Raw genomic sequence first — 17075 nt, forward strand, 5'->3', positions numbered from 1 at the left:
TTGTCGCGATGCCTGGGTGCCGCGCGCTGCTGTCGGGCAGACCCACGTGATCCGCGAGCACCCCGACCCCTGGCCGTGAAAACCTTGTCGTGCCCACGCAATCTGTCAGCCGACGGTGAGTCAGGACAACGATTCGATACTGGATTTAATATTGAAAGCATGTTGCCGCAACATTTGACTGGGGCGGTGTCGGCGGTGCGCGGAGGCAGGCAACCGCTGGTCAGTGGGGCTCCGTTGAACGCGCCCACGGCCTTCTGCGGCCCAAGCGCCCGCCGGTGAAGGCTTCAAGCGCGACACCCTCCGCCCGGGTTGCACAGATACGAATCCCCGCTTGACCGTTTCGCGGGATCGGGCGCACTCCACGGGGGCCGGCCGGTGATCCACAGCGGGTCGAGTCATGGATCGGTGTCGGCGGAGACGAGCGGAAACGAACGGTGACGGGGCGGTGCGGAGAGAGCATGCTCATGCCCATGTGTATCCGTCGTGCTGCGCCGCACATGAGGCATGAAGACCGGGTGAACGATCTCCTGCGCAGGATCACTGACCGAGCGCGGTGCCGGTGCCCCCACGGCGTTGGCCCCGTGTGCCGCGCCAGGTAGGTTTGGCCCTGCCGGCCGGTGGTGTGGCCTGATGGTGTCGCCCCACTCGGGGATGAGGAGACGGAGAGCGAGTGACGGACGGAATTGCCTGGATCGCGGATGCCTTCGACACGTACTGCCTGACGTGCGTACGCGGTGTCACCGGGGTGGAGTTGGTGACGGCCCTCGGTGGTGATCCGGCCCATGTGGTCGACGCGGCGGTGGAGACCGACTTCCTCACCCTCGAGGACGACTGGGGTGGGGCCGCTCGCTTCGGCGAGGACGGCTCGTGGGCGTGGGTACTGGAGCGCTGGAGCGCAACAGGTCTGGACAGGCCGCGACTGCTGGCACTCTCATCGGGGACGGACGCCATCTGCCTTCTGGAGACCGGAGCTTCACCGCGGTGGTTCGTACATGCCGGCGACGGGCGGATTGCCGCCGATTTCGAGCCCGGGGTCGAGCCCGACCAGTGGGGCGGACAGGACCGCGCGCCGATGGTGGCCGCTCTCCAGGAGGCCGGAGCTCTTCGGCCTGACGGCACGGCGGTGGAGGACTGCGACGTACAGCGGTCCGTCCTGCGTGCGGTGGAGATCGCCTTCGGGGTCTCACTGCCCCGCGACGCACTCCTCCACGGAGCCACTGCGGCCGTGCCGTTCGGCCGCATCTAGTGCCGCGTCAACCAAGGTTCGCCCCGTCGCGACGCCCGGAACGCACTCTCGCCGCACCGGCCGAAAGCCCAAGTACGTCCAGTACGAGGACTTCCGGCCGGTACGCCGACAGCACGCACCGGACGCCGCTCCTTGGCGGGCAAACCTTGGCTGACGCGGCACTAGCATCATCGCGTGCCGGCAGCAACGAACTCGGGGTGTCCCAGCACATGGTGTGCTGCACATCCCTGCCCCTCGTGGCCAGTCGGTCCGCGTACACGGACGGGGCGGGCCCCGCGCCGGCACCAACTGGACCGGATGTCACCGCACGTCCGGCCGCCACGACCACCCAGCCGGCGCACACCGGCCGCGGTCCGTCCCCCGTCCCCGCCGTGGCGAACGGGGGACGGACCGCGGTCCGGCGTGGCCGGTCAGCTCCGTGAACGCATGAAGCAGATCTGGGACAGGTCCGAGCAGTCCTCGAAGCCCGGAGTGCTCACGAAGAACTTGTCCTTGTCCAGCATGCGGTTCTTGGGCACGAAGACGAGCCCGATGCGCCAGGCGGCCCCGGAGTTCTCGTCACCGGGGATGGTGGCCCGGCCGCAGATCTCCGTCCAGGTGTTGACCCGGGAGTAGTTCGGGTCCTCCAGGACGGTCCACCCGCTGCTGAGGGGCTTGGCGTACATCTGCGTGCAGTCCTTGCCGCTCAGCACTTGCTGGGGTGGCATTCCGCCGCTCTGGTACGTGGCCGCGAAAGGGTACTCGTCGCAGCTGGCGGAGGACCCGGACTGGAGTGTCTCCGGGTTGCCGACCCACTTGTCCGCACCGCTCTTCGGGCAGATCACAGCCCGGTTGGCGTCCTGTCGCTCCTTGCTCGCCAGGTAGTTCAGCGGCTCGTTGTGGTCCCTGCTGCCGGGGTGACTGGGCAGCTTCTGCATCAGGATCCAGTAGAACGCGGCGGCGGAGGGGTTCTCGTACGAGTTGACCACGTACGTCGGCGTGTACTCGGGGAAGACGCACCCCGGAACGCTGACGCCCTTGGCCTCCTTGTCGCACCGGATGGTCATCTCGGTGTCGGCGTCGTAGTCGTGGCTGGTGGTCGGTTTCCCTTCGACGGTGCCGGAGATGATCCAGTTGAGGTGCATCCGGTCGCTGCCCGACGTCCCCGTCCAGCTGTGCTCGATGGTCGCCGTGGCCGTATGCGTGTCACCCGGGACCCACAGAGGTGCCCCGGTGAACGTCGGCCCGGCCGGTGAACAGTTGGGCTGACAGAACGACTGGATGTTGAGGCCGACCTCCAGCATCTTCGGGTCGATCAGCTGCGGTGTGAGCGACACCGTCTGGACGAAGGTGCCACTCCTGATGTCCAGGTCGATCACATGCCGGTAGGTGAAGGTGGACGACGCCACCGGAACCTCGTCGACCAGCTTCACCACCGCGAAGGCGTCCTTGAGGCAGGCCGAGGTCCGGGTGAGGTACTTGTCCTCGGACCTGGCCGAGCAGAATGAGGTGTCACCGGCGATGCGGGCTACGCCGGCGGGTGCCTCCTGCGCCTTCTTCTCGGCCGCGGCACTCGCCGGGCCGATGCACAGCTCGGTGTGTGCGCTGCCCTTGACGGGCCGGCAGTCCTGGAAGGCCGTGGGGGTCTCCCCGGCGGAGCGCTGCGCCGACTTGGCCGGCGCGACCCCGGGGAAGAGCTCACCAGGAACGACCTGGATCGGCTCCTCGTCGGCGGGTTCGGGGGCGTTGGGGTCCCCGGCCGGCAGACGGATGTCGGGGATGAGGTCGTAGTTGCCCGGCACGAACGCCACGGCATCGAACGCGATGTCCTCGTCACCGGTGCCGTCCGAGGCGATGGTGTCGAGTCGAACCTCGGGCGTGTTGTTGAACCGGAAGGCGCCGAGGGAGACCCAGCGGTTGCCGTTGCCCGGCTGGGCGATCTGGCGCCGCTCGGTGCCGTACGCGGTGTCGATCTCGTAGGTGGCGTACTGCGTCTGGGCTCCGTGGTCCGGAAGGTGGACCATGACCTTGGCCTCACTGGTGAGCTTGTCCCGCAGCCGCCAGGTGCCCTGGATCTTCAGCCGCTCCCCCTTGGCGTCGGCCAGACGGGTGTGCCCGAACCAGAAGTGCCCCCCGAACCCGGCACCGAGCTGGTGCAGGTCGGCCTTGGAGGGGTAGACCGACTCGGTTCCGTTGTTGGAGAAGTCGAAGGAGAACGTGCCGGCGTTGTCCCAGCCGCTGTTGGAGCAGCCGGGCCGGACGACAGGGGTGTCCTCGGGAACGTCGTCGATGATGAGGGCACCGGAGGGCAGCCCGCTGGTGGTGCAGACCGGCGGGTAGGCCGTGCCGTCCGCCTCCTCCGGGTAGCTGCTGTTGAAGCGGACGAACTCGAAGCCGCAGGTGGTGGGACAGTCGGTCTTCCAGGTGACAGGCTCGTGCCACCAGCACATGAAGTCTTCCCGGGCGCAGGGGCCGGAGGAGCCGTTGTCGTTGCTCGCACTGTCGGAGATACGGCCGGGGAAGCAGTCGTTCGAGGTCGGCACGCAGAAAGCGTCCTCGGGCGCCTTGACGTGGGCCCGGTTGTACAGGGCGCTGCCCTTGACGCTGACGGCCTCGTTCGTGCCGTTCCAGCTGGAGGGCCGGAAGGCGGGGACCAGCACGCCGGGGGACTCCAGGAACGACGGCGGGTGGGCGGCGAAGCCGAGGACCTTCTCCTGGTAGGGCCAGTCCTGGGGATGCGCGGCGGCGGCGGCGTTCTCACCGCCGGCGGCGTTCTCCATGAAGGGCAGGCGGCCTGCGTCCCATTCGGGGTTGGCGGGGTTGTTGGCCCAGCCCAGGCCCCATGGGGCGCCGTCGCCCGTGTTCGGGTGGAAGCCGGAGTTGTAGGCCCACAGGGCGAAGTACCAGTTCTCCGGGCGGCCGTCGGCGCCGTGGTTGGCGACCAGGCCGGCGGCGCGGGTCTCATTCCACTTGGAGACCAGGATCTGAAGGCCGGCGGCGATGTTGGCGGTGTAGTCCAGGGCGACGGCGCGCTGCTTCTGGTAGTCCCAGGCGGCGCCGCCGTGGCCGTCCTCGCGTCCGGCCATGCGCATGTGGTCGGTGACCTGGGTGATGCCGTAACCGCAGTCGGCTTCGGCGAAGTTCACGTCCCAGTCGTTGGAGCTGTCACCGTCGTAGAGGTCGATGCCGTAGTAGTTGCCGATCAGCGGGTTGCCGGTCACCCCCGGAACCGCCTCGCGACCGGCCTGCCACATGTTCGACTCCTGGGTGGTGACCCCCAGCATCACCTGCGCCATGGCGCGGCCGCCGCCGTCCAGGACGGGGTTGAGGAAGAGCTCCTGCGGCATGTACGCGGGCATGCCGAGGTTCTTCCAGTCGGCAGGCCGCTGCACATGGGTGTTGAGGTAGCCGGTGATCGCCTGGTCCACCGCCCACTCGACCTGACGCGGTTTCGGCTGCATGGCCTGATTGCGCGGGTCGTTGCGCGGCACCGAGCAGGTCCGCTCGTCCTCCACCGGGTCGGTGGGCGAGGACGGTCCGATCGCCAGCGAGCGGGCGGCCGCCTTCGCCTGTGCGTGGCCGGTCAGTCCTGGCGACATGGCCATGCCCTCGGCCAGATGCTCGGACTCGTGCCGCTCCGGGTCGACGACGAAGGAGGTCTTCGCCTTCGAGTCGGTGACGGTCATGCTCAGCTTCACCGCGCGAGCCTTGTCGGCGTCGCCCTGCAGGACCATCGTCCCCTTGCCGTCACCCCAGGTGGTGCCGGTGATGACCGACGCCCCGCGGGTGGAGACGGTCGCGTCCTTCGGTACGTTCGCCAGGCGCCGCACCACCGAGGGCAGCGCCTTCGTGGACTTCGGTCGGGTGGTGCTGCCGGTGATGTAGACGGTGCCGGCGCTGCGGGTCAGGCCGGTTCCGGCGGCCGGCCCCTGCGCCAGGACGGCGGCCTCGGCCGGCTCTGCCGCCGGGTGCGCGAGGGCCTCGGCGCCGATCCGCTTGACCTTGGTGGTGTCCTTCCGCTTGTCGAGGAAGGACAGGCCGCCCTCACCGTCCGGGGTGATGCGGTAGGGCACGCCGTCCGTCCGTACCAGCGGCGTGCGTTTGCCGGTACCGGAGATGCGCACCACCTGGGCGCCGGAGGCGCCCACCAGGGTCCCGTCGGGCGCCGGCACCGCGGAGGTGACCTGCCCGGTGACCTTCACCGGGTCCGACAGCTTTCCGGTGGCGGCGTCCAGGCGTATCAGACGCGTGCCGGGCATGTCGTCCCCGCCCGACTGCGTCAGCACCGCCGACTCGTCGGTGCCGCAGCCCGGGTTGTAGTACGACAGCGACGCCTTGAGCGGCAGTTTGGTCACCTTGCCCGAGGCGAGGTCCACCACCGCCGTGAATCCACCGCGGGCCATGAGCTGCGGCTTGTTGGTGAAGGTGCGTGGCGCGTAGACCACGACGGCCCGCCTGCCCGAGCCCGTCACGCACACGTTGCCGATCCACGCGTCGACGTCTAACCCCGGTTCCGACAGGGTGGCGGTGGTCTTCCAGGTGTAGCCGTCCTTCTCCTGTGCCGTCAGGATGTGGAAGCCCTGCGCGTCACCACTGGTCGTCCACGCCACGTCCGCGGACGTGGACCAGTCCGGCCCCAGCAGTGCTTCGCGGTTGTTGGCCGGCACAGTGTCAGCGCTGGCTGGTACAACGGGCGTTGTCGTCGCCCGAGGAGCATTCGGTACCTGTTCCGCGGCGACGGCAGACCAATCCGCCAGCGACAGCAGTGTCGCTGCTGCGGCCAACGCGGACAGGGCCTTCCGCGACTGTCTGAGTTTCACATGAACTCCGTATGCAAGATGAATTGTTTATTGCAGACGCATGTGACCGACGCGGATCAGCAACTGCCGTCGGCACGAGCGAGGTTGGGCAAAGGGGTGGAACGCGCCTTTGTCGCAAGGAGGTTGCACGAAAACGACACATGCCGACCAAGGCTGCAATTTGACATGTCCCTGCCCCTTCATGATCGAAAACTACATGCCCTTCACGGCTTCTGCAATGACGGGAGGATCTGGGGTCGGGCGAGGTCAAGGGCGGTGGCCGTACATGGGCCATGGGGTCGGTCGGTCCGGTGAGGTCTTCTCGGCACCGTGACGGTCGCGGCGCGTGAAGGCCTGCGGGCGGCCATGGGGCATCGGGTGACGTGACGTCGGATATGAGTCGGCAGGGCCACCGCCGAGCACTTTTCTCAGCTCCTGCACGAGCACCGCGTCCGCGCCGGAACGCGCAAGGGCACATGAAAGCCGGGCGTCTTCGAGCGGGCGGGGGGCATTCTGCGCTGGTTCGTCGACGGCACCCGCGTTGCGCGACTCGTCCGCCACAAAGGGGGAAATTCTCCTGCTGTGTGCGGTGACGCAGTTGGCGAAAAAGCGGCGTGTCGACCGATGCCCGGGCGGGCGGAAAAGCGCAGACCGTTCATGTGCCGAGGGTTCGTAAAGCCGAGCTCGGCGTTCGTCCCGGCAGGTACCGGTTCTTGCCGGCGTTCGCTGTCCGCCGGAGCGGCCGGCATCCTTGCGTTCACCCGTATGCGGTATTCCGAACCGAGCGGACCGCGGAGGAGCTCGGGCCGCCCCGGTCGAACCCGCCTCGGCGGTGGAGGCAGATACTGCTTCCGTCCACCGGGCAAGGGCCGCCGGGACGGCCGGGATCAGTCGACCTCGCGTGCGATGTTCAGGGCGAGCGCCTGCAGGATTCCATCGGTCGAGTGGTCGGGCTCCGTCCGGTCGTACGCGTCCGCAACCGCCTCGAATGCCAGAACGAATCCGTTGACCAAGGCGCTCAGCGGGTCGGAGAGCTGGTCCAGCACGGCCAGCCCGACCTCGCGCGGGTCCGCCGTGTCGGGAACCACGAAGTGCGTCGGGATCACCTCGCCCAGCAGATCGGAGACGTAGTCCGCTCCCACGTCACTCCGCAGCGCCGTGAGCGCCGCGATCGCCTTGAGCTTGATCTCGTTCTCGGTCATGCAGAGAGCGTAGAAGCACCTGCGGGCAAAAGACGTGCGACCGAGGCCCGGCACACGTGCGAGTCGACGTGTACGTCCCGCGCGATCAGGCCGGGTCAGGGCAGCGTGGCGGGCAGGCAGCCCCGGGGGATGAAGTACCAGCTCTGCAGGCCTGTGCCGTCCGTGCCGCCGCTGCGCGGGTCGCGGACCATCACATAGCGGCCGTCACGGGAGACGTAGCGCCACAGTACGGTCCGGCCGATGGCGACCTGGCTGTTCAGCGGCGCGGTCGCGGTGGTGGGCACCTCCCAGGGCCGGACGTTGCCGTACGCGGTGATACGGCTGCCGTCGTACATCGCGCAGCCGGAGCCGGCCGTGGTTGTCACCGTGGCTCCGTCCGAGGTGCCGCCGCCGATCTGGCCGTTGGTGAACTCCGAGACGGGCATCGTCACCGGGTCGCTGCAGCTGTCGGCCTGTGCGGCGTCCCCGGAGACCGCTCCGCTGTGGATCCACAGGCACTTGTTGAGGTTTCCGTACACCCGCGCCCGGCGGTAGCCGTCCTGCTGGTCGCCGTGGACGTCGGCGGTCCAGTCGCGGTAGGCGGCGCCGATGACGTACGAGGCGGGGCGCGGCGCAGCAGTGTGAAGTCGGTGTCGATGTGCTTGCGGACGGCCGCGTGGGCCGTGGGGGTCGCTCCGGTGAACGGTGCGGCCATGCAGACGGCGGCCGCGGCCAGGGCGGTCGGCAGGCCAGGCCTGCGGCCGGCTCGCGTCAGACGTCCGATTCTCATGAGGCCTCCTGATTCGAGGCGGACGCGGATGCTTGCATCAGGGCCGGCGCGGCGAGGTCAGGGCCGCGGCCTCGCCGGCTGCCAGGGTCAGGGTCGTGCGATGTCCGGTGGCGCGGACCGTGGCCGGGTGGAAGCCGGGCCAGGTGCCGTCGGCGGCCACCTGGCGTCCGTCGATACGGACGTGGGTGGCGTCCAGGGCAGGGGTGCCGCCGTCCGGGTCGTACGGGCTCATGCGGTCGACTTCGGCCTCGGTGCCCCGCAGGGGGACGGTCACCGTCACCGGATGGTCGGCCTTGTTGATGACGAAGAGGCGGCGCTCGCCGGACTCCGTGTCCAGCTGCCAGGCCTCGGGTGTGCGGTCGGCATCGGTATCGGTGGCGACGGACACCGGGCGCAGCCCCGACGTGTCCTGGGCGAGGCGGGCGAAGAACAGCAGGGCGTAGTACAGGGGAGCGGCGGTGGGGGCTCCCCTCGCCTCGGTGGGGTCGTAATCGATCGCGTTGTAGTACGCGTTGCCCTCCTCGGGATGGAAGAAGGCGCGCACCTCGGCGTTGTGGAAGTTGACGCCCTTGGCGGCCGTGGTGCAGCCGGCGTTCGCTTCGGGCCGGTCCGGGGGCCGGGGGCAGGCGAGGTGGAACATCAACGACAGCGCGTACGTGGCGGAGGCGGCGACGTTGCTGACGCCGTCCGCGCCGCGGTTGGCCGCTGTGTTCGTCTCCTCGAGGCGATAGCCGAGGCCGTGCCCGGCCGCCTCGGTGGCGTGGGTGTAGACCTCGTAGTCGAGACCCGCCAGGTGCTCGTCTGAGAGCAGGGCGGTGGTACTGGGACAGCGGTACGGCTTGCCGGCGCAGGTGCGTGCCAGGGGATAGAAGTGGTCGGAGGCGTACGCGCCGAAAGTCCCGGACCGCTGTGTCATGAACGGGGCGCCGGTGTCCAGGATCTGCGGCCAGTCGTGGAAGTAGCGGGTGGCGGCGGTCGGGTCGGCGAGGGTCGTCCAGGGCAGGATGTCCTCACTGGTGTTGGGCGCGATGACGGGGAAGCCGGCCGACACGGACGGGTCGGCGTAGGTGGCCAGGTCGCCGAGGTAGCGGTCCAGGTTCGAGCCGTACGAGAGGTCCGGCTCGTTGCCGAGTTCGATGCCCGCGATCTTCCTGGCAGCCTCGCCGGGGAAGGCCGGCCCGACTCCCTGTGCCAGGAAGGTTCTGGCGTGCTCCGGGCCGGCCCAGGGCCGGGTGTCGATGGGCGGTGACATGGCCGTGCCGAGGACCGTGCCCCAGCGGGGCTTCCCGTGACCGTGGTCGGAGGGCTCGCCGGCGGCGTCCAGGGTGGCCCGTACGTAGGCCAGGTCCTCCGGGGTGATCACGCGATCGGTGTTGGGAGCCGTCGCGTCGAAGGGCATCTGGTCCTGCGAGGAGCCGCCGATGCGGAGGATTCCGGTGTGCAGGTTGCGCAGCAGGTTGACGAAGGCCGGCCGGGCGGAAGGGTTCATGTACCGCTCGACCAGGGACCATTCGATGCTGAGGCCGACGAAGTGGTCGGGGATCCGGCCGCCTTGCACGGCAGCCGCAGCCGGCCGGACCGTGGCGCCGCTCGGCGTGACGGCTGCCGTGGCCGCGGTCAGGGCGAGGGCGCAGACCAGGGCTCGTGCGCGATGCCGTTTCATGCGGCTCCTTCCGGGTACGGGCTGCCGTTCACCCGTGGCTTGCCTGACGGGGGTGTACGGGCGGCCGGGGTCCGGGGCTGTCCCCGGACCCCGGCCGGCGGTCACTCGACGGCCGGCGCGGCAGGCACAGGAGCCTTCGCCGCAGCACCCCGTGGGCCGTCGGAGCCCACTGCGGCGACGATCGCGTCCGCCTCGTCGTTCGGTTCCGGCTTCAGCAGGCCGACGCCGACGTACACGACCAGCGAGGTGATCAGCGGTGTCGCCACGATGGCCGTCTGGCCGGACGGCTCGATGCCGTACTTCAGCAGGAAGTACGCTCCCAGGCCCAGCGCCCACGAGCTGAGCGCCGCGACCGGGCCGCAGCGTCGGAAGGCCGGCAGCAGGCCGAGGAGCATGGGGATGGAGATCGGCCCCATCACGGCTGCGACCAGCGCCACGATGATGCCGAGGACGCCACCGAAGTGGTCGGCCTCGATCGCCACGACCATGCTGATCGAGACGAAGACGACCGTGCACACGCGGGCGGCCAGCAGCCCCGCCCGCGTGCTCATCGTGCGGGCCCGGCGGGACACGACCGGCAGGATGTCGCGGGTGACGACCGCGGAGATGGCGTTGGCATCGGACGAGGCCATCGCCATGGTGTGCGAGAACATTCCGGCGAGCGTGAGGCCGACGAGCCCTGCGGGCAGGTACGCCTTCGCCATCAGCGCGTACACCTGCTGTGCGTCGGCGACGTTCGGCATCAGCACCCCGGCCGCGACGGACGGGAAGAGCAGCACGAGCGGCCAGATCAGGTAGAGCACGGCGGACAGTCCGGCCGAACGGCGGGCGGAGGCTGCGGAGTCGGTGGCCATGTAGCGCTGGGCCAGGTTCCACATGCCGCCGTTGTATTCGAAGAGCTTGATGACGAGGTACGCGGTCAGGAAGCCGGCGGTGTACGGGCCGACCAGCGGGTGGGAGTGCCCCGCGGGAAGCTTGTCCCACATGCCGGCGAGCCCGCCGTGACCGTTCAGCTTGACGATCACGGCGATGAGCATGGACAGCGCGGCGACGCCCTGGATGATGAACTGCCCGAAGTCGGTGAGCGCGTCCGCCCACAGGCCGCCGACCGTGCAGTACAGCAGGGTGATGATGCCGGTGATGATGATGCCGGTGGTCATCGGCATGCCGGTGAAGACCTTGAGGAGGATCGCCACCGAGGCCCACTTGGCGGCGACGTCGAAGACCTTGAGGAGCGCGCCGCTCCAGGCGAGCGCCTGCTGGGTCGGGATGTTGTAGCGCTTCGCCAGATACTCCAGTGGCGAGACCACGGAGAAGCGGGCCCGCAGCCGGTTCCAGCGTGGTGCGAAAAGGAACGCGCCGACGCCGGTGCCCACCGCCAGTGGCACGAAGGCCCAGAAGTAGACGGTGATGCCGTAGCTGTAGGCGACGGCCGCGTAAGCGACGAACACCGCGGCGCTGTAGCCGGACATGTGATGGGAGATGCCGGACAGCCACCACGGCATCCGGCCGCCGCCGGTGAAGTAGTCGCCGACCGTGCTGATACGGCGGTGGGACCAGAGGCCTATCAGCAGCATCACCAGGAAGTAGCCGGCAAGGGCTACCCAGTCGAGCCATGCCATGAGAACTCCTTACGAGGAGGCCGTCGCCTGCCGGTGCGGCGAGCGGAAGCGGTGATCGGGGTGGAGCCGTTGCATGGAAGCGGTGCCGTCCCTGTTGCGCAGTCCGCACGCCGGGTACGGCTCGTGCAGCCGGGCGACGGCGTCGCGGTCCCGCTCGATCCCCGGGGCGGGGGCACGCGGTACCCGTGACGCCCCGAGGGGGAGAGCGAGCACGCCCGGCCGGATGACGGCGCCGGCAGCGCGGGCGAGGAGGCGCAGCGGGCCCTGGCCGGCGTATGTCTCGCCCAGGCCGCTGATTCCCTTGTCCGTGGCCGTCCCGACGATCGCCCGCAGCGCGTGCGGCTCGTGCACTCCGACGGCGTCGAGCTGCGGTGCGTCGCGGAGGGCGACGGGCGTGACGATGATGCGCGGCCCGTCCGTCATCGCACACCCGCGCGGTCGCACACGGCCAGCCCGGCCTCGGTGATCCGGCGGAGTTCTTCGAGGTGGTCCGGAGCCGGGTCGACGAGCGGTGGCCGGACGCCGCCGACGTCAAGCCCGCGCTGCCGCACGGCGGCCTTCACCAGCGAGACCGCATAGCCGGGAACCTTCTCCCGCAGGGCGACCAACGGGTGGAAGAACCGGCTGAGCAGGGCCTCGACGAGTGCACCGTCGCCTTCGCGCACCGCGTGGTGGAATGCCAGCGAGATCTCCGGTGCGAAGCAGAAGACGGCCGACGAGTACAGCTCGACGCCGATGCCGCGGTAGGCGCGGACCGTGGCCTCCGCGGTCGGCAGGCCGTTGAAGAACTGGAACGGCTTGCCGACGCCGCGCAGTTCGCACTCGACGGCGGAGACGATGCGGGAGAGGGTACCGAGGTCTCCGACGCCGTCCTTGAAGCCGGTGACGTGCGGGAGCCGGGCGACGTCGACCGCGGAGGCGGGGTCGAAGCGGGCGTTGTCGCGGTGGTAGACGACGAGCGGCAGTTCGGTGGCTGCCGCGACCGTGTCGACGTACGCAACCAGGCCCGTGGCCGGAGACTTGACCAGGTAGGGCGGGAGCAGGAGGAGGCCGTCCGCGCCGACGTCCCGGGCTGCGCGGGCGAACTGCCGGGCGAGCGGCAGCGGGCCGCCGGCGCCCGCGTAGACCGGCACCCGACCGGCGGTGACCTCGACGGCAACGCGGACGACCTCGGTGTACTCCTGTGGCTCCAGGGCGTGGAACTCGCCGGTCCCACACGCCACGAACACGCCTCCGGGCCCGGCCGCCAGGCCGGCCCCGACGTGCTCTGCGAGAGCGGCGGTGTCGACCGCTCCGGAGGCGTCGAAGGGGGTTACGGGAAAGAACAGCACGCCGTCGAGATTCGGCACAGGGGACTCCTCACGCCGAGCAAGTGCATGTATGCGAACGCAGATTGTGTCTGCGAACACTCGGCGTGGACCTTAGGGACCCCTTCGACGCCGGGTCAATCCCTTTGCATCGTCTAAAGTCCTCGCATGGCCCAGGTGATACGCAAGCCGACCATCGTCGATGTCGCCCGAGTGGCGGAGGTGTCGACGGCGACTGTTTCACGGGTCCTCAACGGCAGACGCGTGACGGACCCCGAACTCGTGCGCCGGGTGCGGCTCGCGGCGGCCGAGCTGCATTACCGGCCCAGCGGCACCGCGCGCAGCCTCAAGGCGGGTGTCACCCGGCTGATCGGCGTCGTGGTGCCCGACCTGGGCAATCCCTCGTTCTCCGAACTGCTGCGCGGGCTGGCGGACGCCGCCGGCACCCAGGACCACCGGCTGCTGGTCGCCGACGCCAAGGAGAGCCAGGACGAGGAGCGCGCACTGATTCAGGAACTCGCCCTGCACTGCGACGGGTTGGTGCTCTGCTCGCCCCGGCTGCCGCTGGAGGAGCTGGCGCGCTTCGAGGTCGGCCCGCTGGTGTGCACCAACCGGGCGGTCGGCGACCTGTCGATGAGCTCGGCCGGTGTGGACTCGTACGCCGGCATGGCCGCGGTCGTACGTCACCTCGCCGGGCTCGGACACCGGCACATCGGCTATCTCGCCGGCCCGCCGACGTCCTGGTCGAACGCCGAGCGGCAGCGCGCCTTCGGCGACGCGGCCGCCTCCCTGCGGATCCGGGTGAGCGAGGCGCAGGCCGGCTCCACCAGCGACGACGGCCACCGCGCCCTGCCCGAGCTGCTGGCAGCGGGGGTGAGCGGCGTCGTCGCGTTCAACGACCTGGTGGCGATCGGCGCCCTGGCCCGGTTGCGCGAGGAGGGGCTCGAGGTGCCGGGCGACATCTCGCTGGCCGGGTTCGACGACATCCCGGTCGCCCAGTTCCTCGCGCCACCGCTGACGACCGTGCGGCTGCCGACCGAGGAGGTCGGCCGGCATGCCTGGGCGCTGCTGCGTGACCAGCTGGAACGGGCCGGCCGGCACGGCACGGTGCGACTGCCGACCGAGCTCGTGGTGCGGGCGTCCACGGGTGCCGCAGCCCGGACCTGAACCGCGCCGTCGCAATCGCCAATTCCGTCATGGGCGTTGACAGCGACCGGGGCGCCCCGGCAAGGTCCCTCGGCGAGAAAACGTTTACTCAGTGGATCTTGTTCGTCGAGGCGTCCGCCCCGGTCCAAGGAGCCCCCGTCATGCGTCTTCGCCCGTCGCCCGCAACGTTCGTCCGTCCGGCAGCACTCGCAGCCGCCGTCGCCCTGTTCGCCTGTACGGGGCAGGCCGTCGCCGACCCGGCGCCCGGCTCCGACACCACGGCGCCGGCGGCGACTCCGTTCGCTCTGGACGCCACGGGCGCCGCGTCGCCGGTCGAGTTCGACGGTGGCATGCAGGGCTTCTCCGTCGAGTCCGCGGACTTCGCCCACGGCTACCTCACCGAGGACCTGCTCGCCGAGCGGCTGAAGACCCTCGGCCCGCGTGGCGTGCTGCGCCTCGGCGGCTACTCGATGGACCTGGTGTGGCCCGCCTTCGGCGCGTACCGCGACGCCTCCGCTCCGGCGCAGGCCATCGGCGGCACGGTGGACCAGGCGGATCTGGACGGCCTGAAGCGGCTGCTGGACGCGACCGGATGGAAGGTCACACTCGGTGTGCCGCTGAAGTCGCTCATCGATCCGGCGAAGGTGAAGAACCCGCTCAAGGACCCGGCGCCGCAGGTCACGATGGACCAGGTGGTGGCGGAGGTGAAGGCCGCACACGTCACCCTCGGCGACGACCTGCTCTCCGTCGAGGTGGGCAACGAGTACGACAACGTCACCACGCTGACCCCCGCCGAGATGTGGTCGACCGTGAAGCAGTACCAGGCGGCGATCGACGCCGCACTGCCGCACGCGCACCTGAAGATGACCGGCCCGTCGGCCAACACGGCCCTCACCAACTCCGTCATCGACGGCTTCGCCGATGCCGCGCTCGCCGACGGCGCCGGCGCCCCGCGGCGGACCCTCGCCGAGCTGTCCTCCCACCTGTACGCCGGCAGCCACTGCGGCACCTCGACGGCCACCATGGCGCAGCTCATGTCGCCCGACACGTACGTCAAGGCCCGTGCGAAGCTCGAGGGCATCAAGGCCGTCGGTGAACGGCTGCACCACACCGTGCCGATGACGCTCAACGAGTCCAACAGCGCCTCGTGCAGCGGCCAGCCCGGGGTCAGCAACGCCTACGGATCCTCGCTGTGGGCGCTCGACCACCTTCTCGAAACGGCACGGAACGGCGTCAGCCGACTCCTCTTCCACACCAACACGGCTGCTGTTTGCGGCGACTTCAAGCCCCGCGACTCGGCCGACTACCCCATCTCGTACCGCTACTACGGCGCCTTCTGTGCCGCCGACCAGGCGCAGCTCGACGCCCACCGGCTCTCCGCCTCGCCGCTCTACTACGGCCTGTGGGCCTTCCGGCAGCTCCCACAGGGCCACTTCGTCGACCTCGGCCTGCCCGACGACGACCTCGGCAGGTTGCGTGCGTACGGGATCGAGGACAAGGACGGCAAGCTGCACGTCGTCCTCATCAACGTCCAGGACCCGGCCGCGGCGGACGCCACCGACGACACGGTCACGCTCGAACTTCCCCGCAGGATGCACACGGCCCGCACCACCGCCCTCGTGAGCTCCGCCGCCGGCGGCCTGTCCTCCCTGGATGCCGGATCCATCACGCTCGGCGGCGCCAAGGTGACCTCCGAAGGGACCGCGGACCGGGCCCCGCGCAGCACGCCGTTGCGGGTCGGCGCGGGCCGGTCCACCGTCACCGTGGCACCGGGCACCGCGCAGATCATCAGCGTCTCCCGATGAGCGAGGCCGGTGCGAGGAGGGCCGTCGATGCACGTTCGACGTGTCAGCCGGTGATGTGCACGGCGGACGGTCAGTACGTCACCGTGATCCGCCGGGCAGGGCCGTCCACTCTCACACTGCCCCCGTACGGGATCACGAGCTGGGGATCGGTGTGCCCGAAGTCCACGTCGAAGACTGCCATCGTCCCAGGGGCGTACGCCGCCAACGCTCGCAGCACGGCTTCGCGTTGCTCGACGGCGTAGCGACGCTTGGCTTCCGGGTCGTTCGGCTTCTCGAAGGACCATGCCTTCGCGCGTGCCATCAACAGGGCGGGGAAGCGGGCCAGCAGGCCGCGTTCGCCCATGTTGCGCAGGATGCGGAAGACCTCCTCCCCACCGGGCATCTCCTCAGAGGTCTCCAGGAACAGGACGCCGCCCTCGTAGGCGGCGGGGTCGCGCTCGATCTCGCGGTCGGCCATCAGCAACCAGGAGAGGATCTCCAGGTTTCCGCCCCACGCACAGCCTTCGACGACCTGCTCGGGCCGGTGCCAGATCCAGCCCTCGGCGGGCTGCGAGTCCGGCTCCTTGCCGAAGGTGGCCGGGTCTGCCCAGTCACGGCTCGAGTCCCGGTAGCGCTCGGCGCAGCGAAGCTCATAAGGGCCGGAGGTGAAGAGGGCGGCACGCACCGAATCCGCGGTCATCGGGTGAAGGGTGTGCGGGCGGCCGATCTCGGTCATCACGCAGGCGCCGTGATAGCCGACGATTCCCAGGTTGTGCAGAAGGATCAGCAGGTTGGTGTTGTCGCTGCTCCCGAAGAACGGCTTGGGGTTGGCGCGGATCAACTCCCGGTCGAGCAGGGGAAGCACGGTGATCTGGTCGTCGCCACCGATAGTGGCCATCACCGCCTTGATGGTCGGATCGGCGAATGCCGCGTGGATGTCGTCGGCACGTTCCTGGGGTGTGGAACCCATTCTTCGCGTGGCCGGGTATTCCACTGGTTCCAGACCGAAGTCCTCACGCAGCCGCTTGAGTCCCAGCTCGTGTGGCAGGGGCAGGACTCCAGCGAGACCGGCGCCGGGCGAGATGACCGCTATGCGGTCGCCGGGCACGGGCTTGGGCGGATACGCAGATGACCTCATGCGCACGAGAGTACGGCGCCGGCCTCACGCTTTTCACCTCCATTTGACTGCGAGGCGCGTCCTGACCGACGCCGCGGGGACCCCCGAGCTCGCAGTCACCGGTCCCGGTCCGTCTCCGCGCTCGGTGCAGCCGCCTCCCTGCCGGCAGCCCGGAGCGTGTTGATCCCCAGGACGATCCGAACGACCCCGCCCGCCACGTGCACCACGGCACAGGCGCCGGGATCGGCCGGGAGGACGGCCGGCAACCCTGCCGCGGCAGCGGTGGACCGGATCACCAGTCCGGTGGCGTCGGCCGCGATGCCGGCCCCGGCAAGGCGAGAACTGTCCCGCGTGACTGCGCCGACGACATCACCGCCACCTCGATGGGCCCGCAGCAGGACGCTGCCGGCACCACGGGCAAGGTCACCCACAGCGTCGGTC

General features: G+C 69.8%; 12 protein-coding genes. 3 read left to right on the forward strand and 9 right to left on the reverse strand.

Annotated elements, in window-relative coordinates; translation table 11 throughout:
• Window positions 1-670 precede the first annotated feature (670 nt).
• On the forward strand, window positions 671-1246 hold the full coding sequence (locus OG878_RS35535; protein WP_328890571.1) for a DUF6461 domain-containing protein: 576 nt from the start codon (window positions 671-673) through the stop codon (window positions 1244-1246).
• A gap of 410 nt (window positions 1247-1656) precedes the next feature.
• Here OG878_RS35535 and OG878_RS35540 read toward each other — a convergent pair whose 3' ends face one another.
• The 7 genes from OG878_RS35540 to OG878_RS35570 form a co-directional block, all read right to left on the reverse strand.
• Entirely contained in the window at window positions 1657-5892 is a 4236-nt protein-coding gene (locus OG878_RS35540) for a golvesin C-terminal-like domain-containing protein (RefSeq protein WP_328890572.1), read from the reverse strand.
• A 1019-nt stretch (window positions 5893-6911) separates the two neighbouring features.
• On the reverse strand, window positions 6912-7226 hold the full coding sequence (locus OG878_RS35545; RefSeq protein WP_328890573.1) for a hypothetical protein: 315 nt from the start codon (window positions 7224-7226) through the stop codon (window positions 6912-6914).
• Window positions 7227-7321: 95 nt separating this feature from the next.
• The gene (locus tag OG878_RS35550; RefSeq protein WP_328890574.1) at window positions 7322-7744 is read right to left on the reverse strand and encodes a hypothetical protein; all 423 of its coding nucleotides are present in this window, start codon (window positions 7742-7744) and stop codon (window positions 7322-7324) included.
• 288 nt (window positions 7745-8032) lie between these two features.
• Window positions 8033-9658, reverse strand: coding sequence for a hypothetical protein (locus tag OG878_RS35555; protein WP_328890575.1), 1626 nt, complete (start codon window positions 9656-9658; stop codon window positions 8033-8035).
• A 101-nt stretch (window positions 9659-9759) separates the two neighbouring features.
• Window positions 9760-11280, reverse strand: a complete 1521-nt coding sequence (locus OG878_RS35560) for a sodium:solute symporter family protein (RefSeq protein WP_328890576.1) — start codon at window positions 11278-11280, stop codon at window positions 9760-9762.
• 9 nt (window positions 11281-11289) lie between these two features.
• On the reverse strand, window positions 11290-11703 hold the full coding sequence (locus OG878_RS35565; RefSeq protein WP_328890577.1) for a hypothetical protein: 414 nt from the start codon (window positions 11701-11703) through the stop codon (window positions 11290-11292).
• Window positions 11700-12629 (reverse strand): 5-dehydro-4-deoxyglucarate dehydratase, encoded by a 930-nt coding sequence (locus OG878_RS35570; protein WP_328890578.1) that lies wholly within the window; start codon window positions 12627-12629, stop codon window positions 11700-11702. Before OG878_RS35570 ends, OG878_RS35565 begins: the two co-directional genes overlap by 4 nt.
• A 126-nt stretch (window positions 12630-12755) precedes the next feature.
• Between OG878_RS35570 and OG878_RS35575 the strand changes: the two genes are divergently transcribed.
• Window positions 12756-13754 carry a LacI family DNA-binding transcriptional regulator gene (locus OG878_RS35575; RefSeq protein WP_328890579.1) on the forward strand — a complete coding sequence of 333 codons (999 nt, stop codon included), beginning with the start codon at window positions 12756-12758 and terminating at the stop codon, window positions 13752-13754.
• Window positions 13755-13894: 140 nt separating this feature from the next.
• Complete coding sequence (locus OG878_RS35580; RefSeq protein WP_328890580.1) at window positions 13895-15538, forward strand: hypothetical protein; 1644 nt, start codon at window positions 13895-13897, stop codon at window positions 15536-15538.
• Window positions 15539-15608: 70 nt separating this feature from the next.
• Here OG878_RS35580 and OG878_RS35585 read toward each other — a convergent pair whose 3' ends face one another.
• Window positions 15609-16655: a S66 family peptidase gene (locus OG878_RS35585; RefSeq protein ID WP_328890581.1), complete on the reverse strand. Its 1047-nt coding sequence runs from the start codon at window positions 16653-16655 to the stop codon at window positions 15609-15611.
• A 95-nt stretch (window positions 16656-16750) separates the two neighbouring features.
• Complete coding sequence (locus OG878_RS35590; protein WP_328890582.1) at window positions 16751-17065, reverse strand: hypothetical protein; 315 nt, start codon at window positions 17063-17065, stop codon at window positions 16751-16753.
• Between the last annotated feature and the right edge of the window lie 10 nt (window positions 17066-17075).

The organism is Streptomyces sp. NBC_00316, from assembly GCF_036158715.1.
Lineage (GTDB): Bacteria > Actinomycetota > Actinomycetes > Streptomycetales > Streptomycetaceae > Streptomyces.

Excerpts from the sequence above, each read along its gene's own strand:
- OG878_RS35565 (WP_328890577.1), bottom strand. The coding sequence starts at position 11,703 with ATGACGGACGGGCCGCGCATCATCGTCACGCCCGTCGCCCTCCGCGAC.
- OG878_RS35545 (WP_328890573.1), bottom strand. The coding sequence starts at position 7,226 with ATGACCGAGAACGAGATCAAGCTCAAGGCGATCGCGGCGCTCACGGCG.
- OG878_RS35580 (WP_328890580.1), top strand. The coding sequence starts at position 13,895 with ATGCGTCTTCGCCCGTCGCCCGCAACGTTCGTCCGTCCGGCAGCACTC.
- OG878_RS35575 (WP_328890579.1), top strand. The coding sequence starts at position 12,756 with ATGGCCCAGGTGATACGCAAGCCGACCATCGTCGATGTCGCCCGAGTG.
- OG878_RS35555 (WP_328890575.1), bottom strand. The coding sequence starts at position 9,658 with ATGAAACGGCATCGCGCACGAGCCCTGGTCTGCGCCCTCGCCCTGACC.
- OG878_RS35560 (WP_328890576.1), bottom strand. The coding sequence starts at position 11,280 with ATGGCATGGCTCGACTGGGTAGCCCTTGCCGGCTACTTCCTGGTGATG.
- OG878_RS35585 (WP_328890581.1), bottom strand. The coding sequence starts at position 16,655 with ATGAGGTCATCTGCGTATCCGCCCAAGCCCGTGCCCGGCGACCGCATA.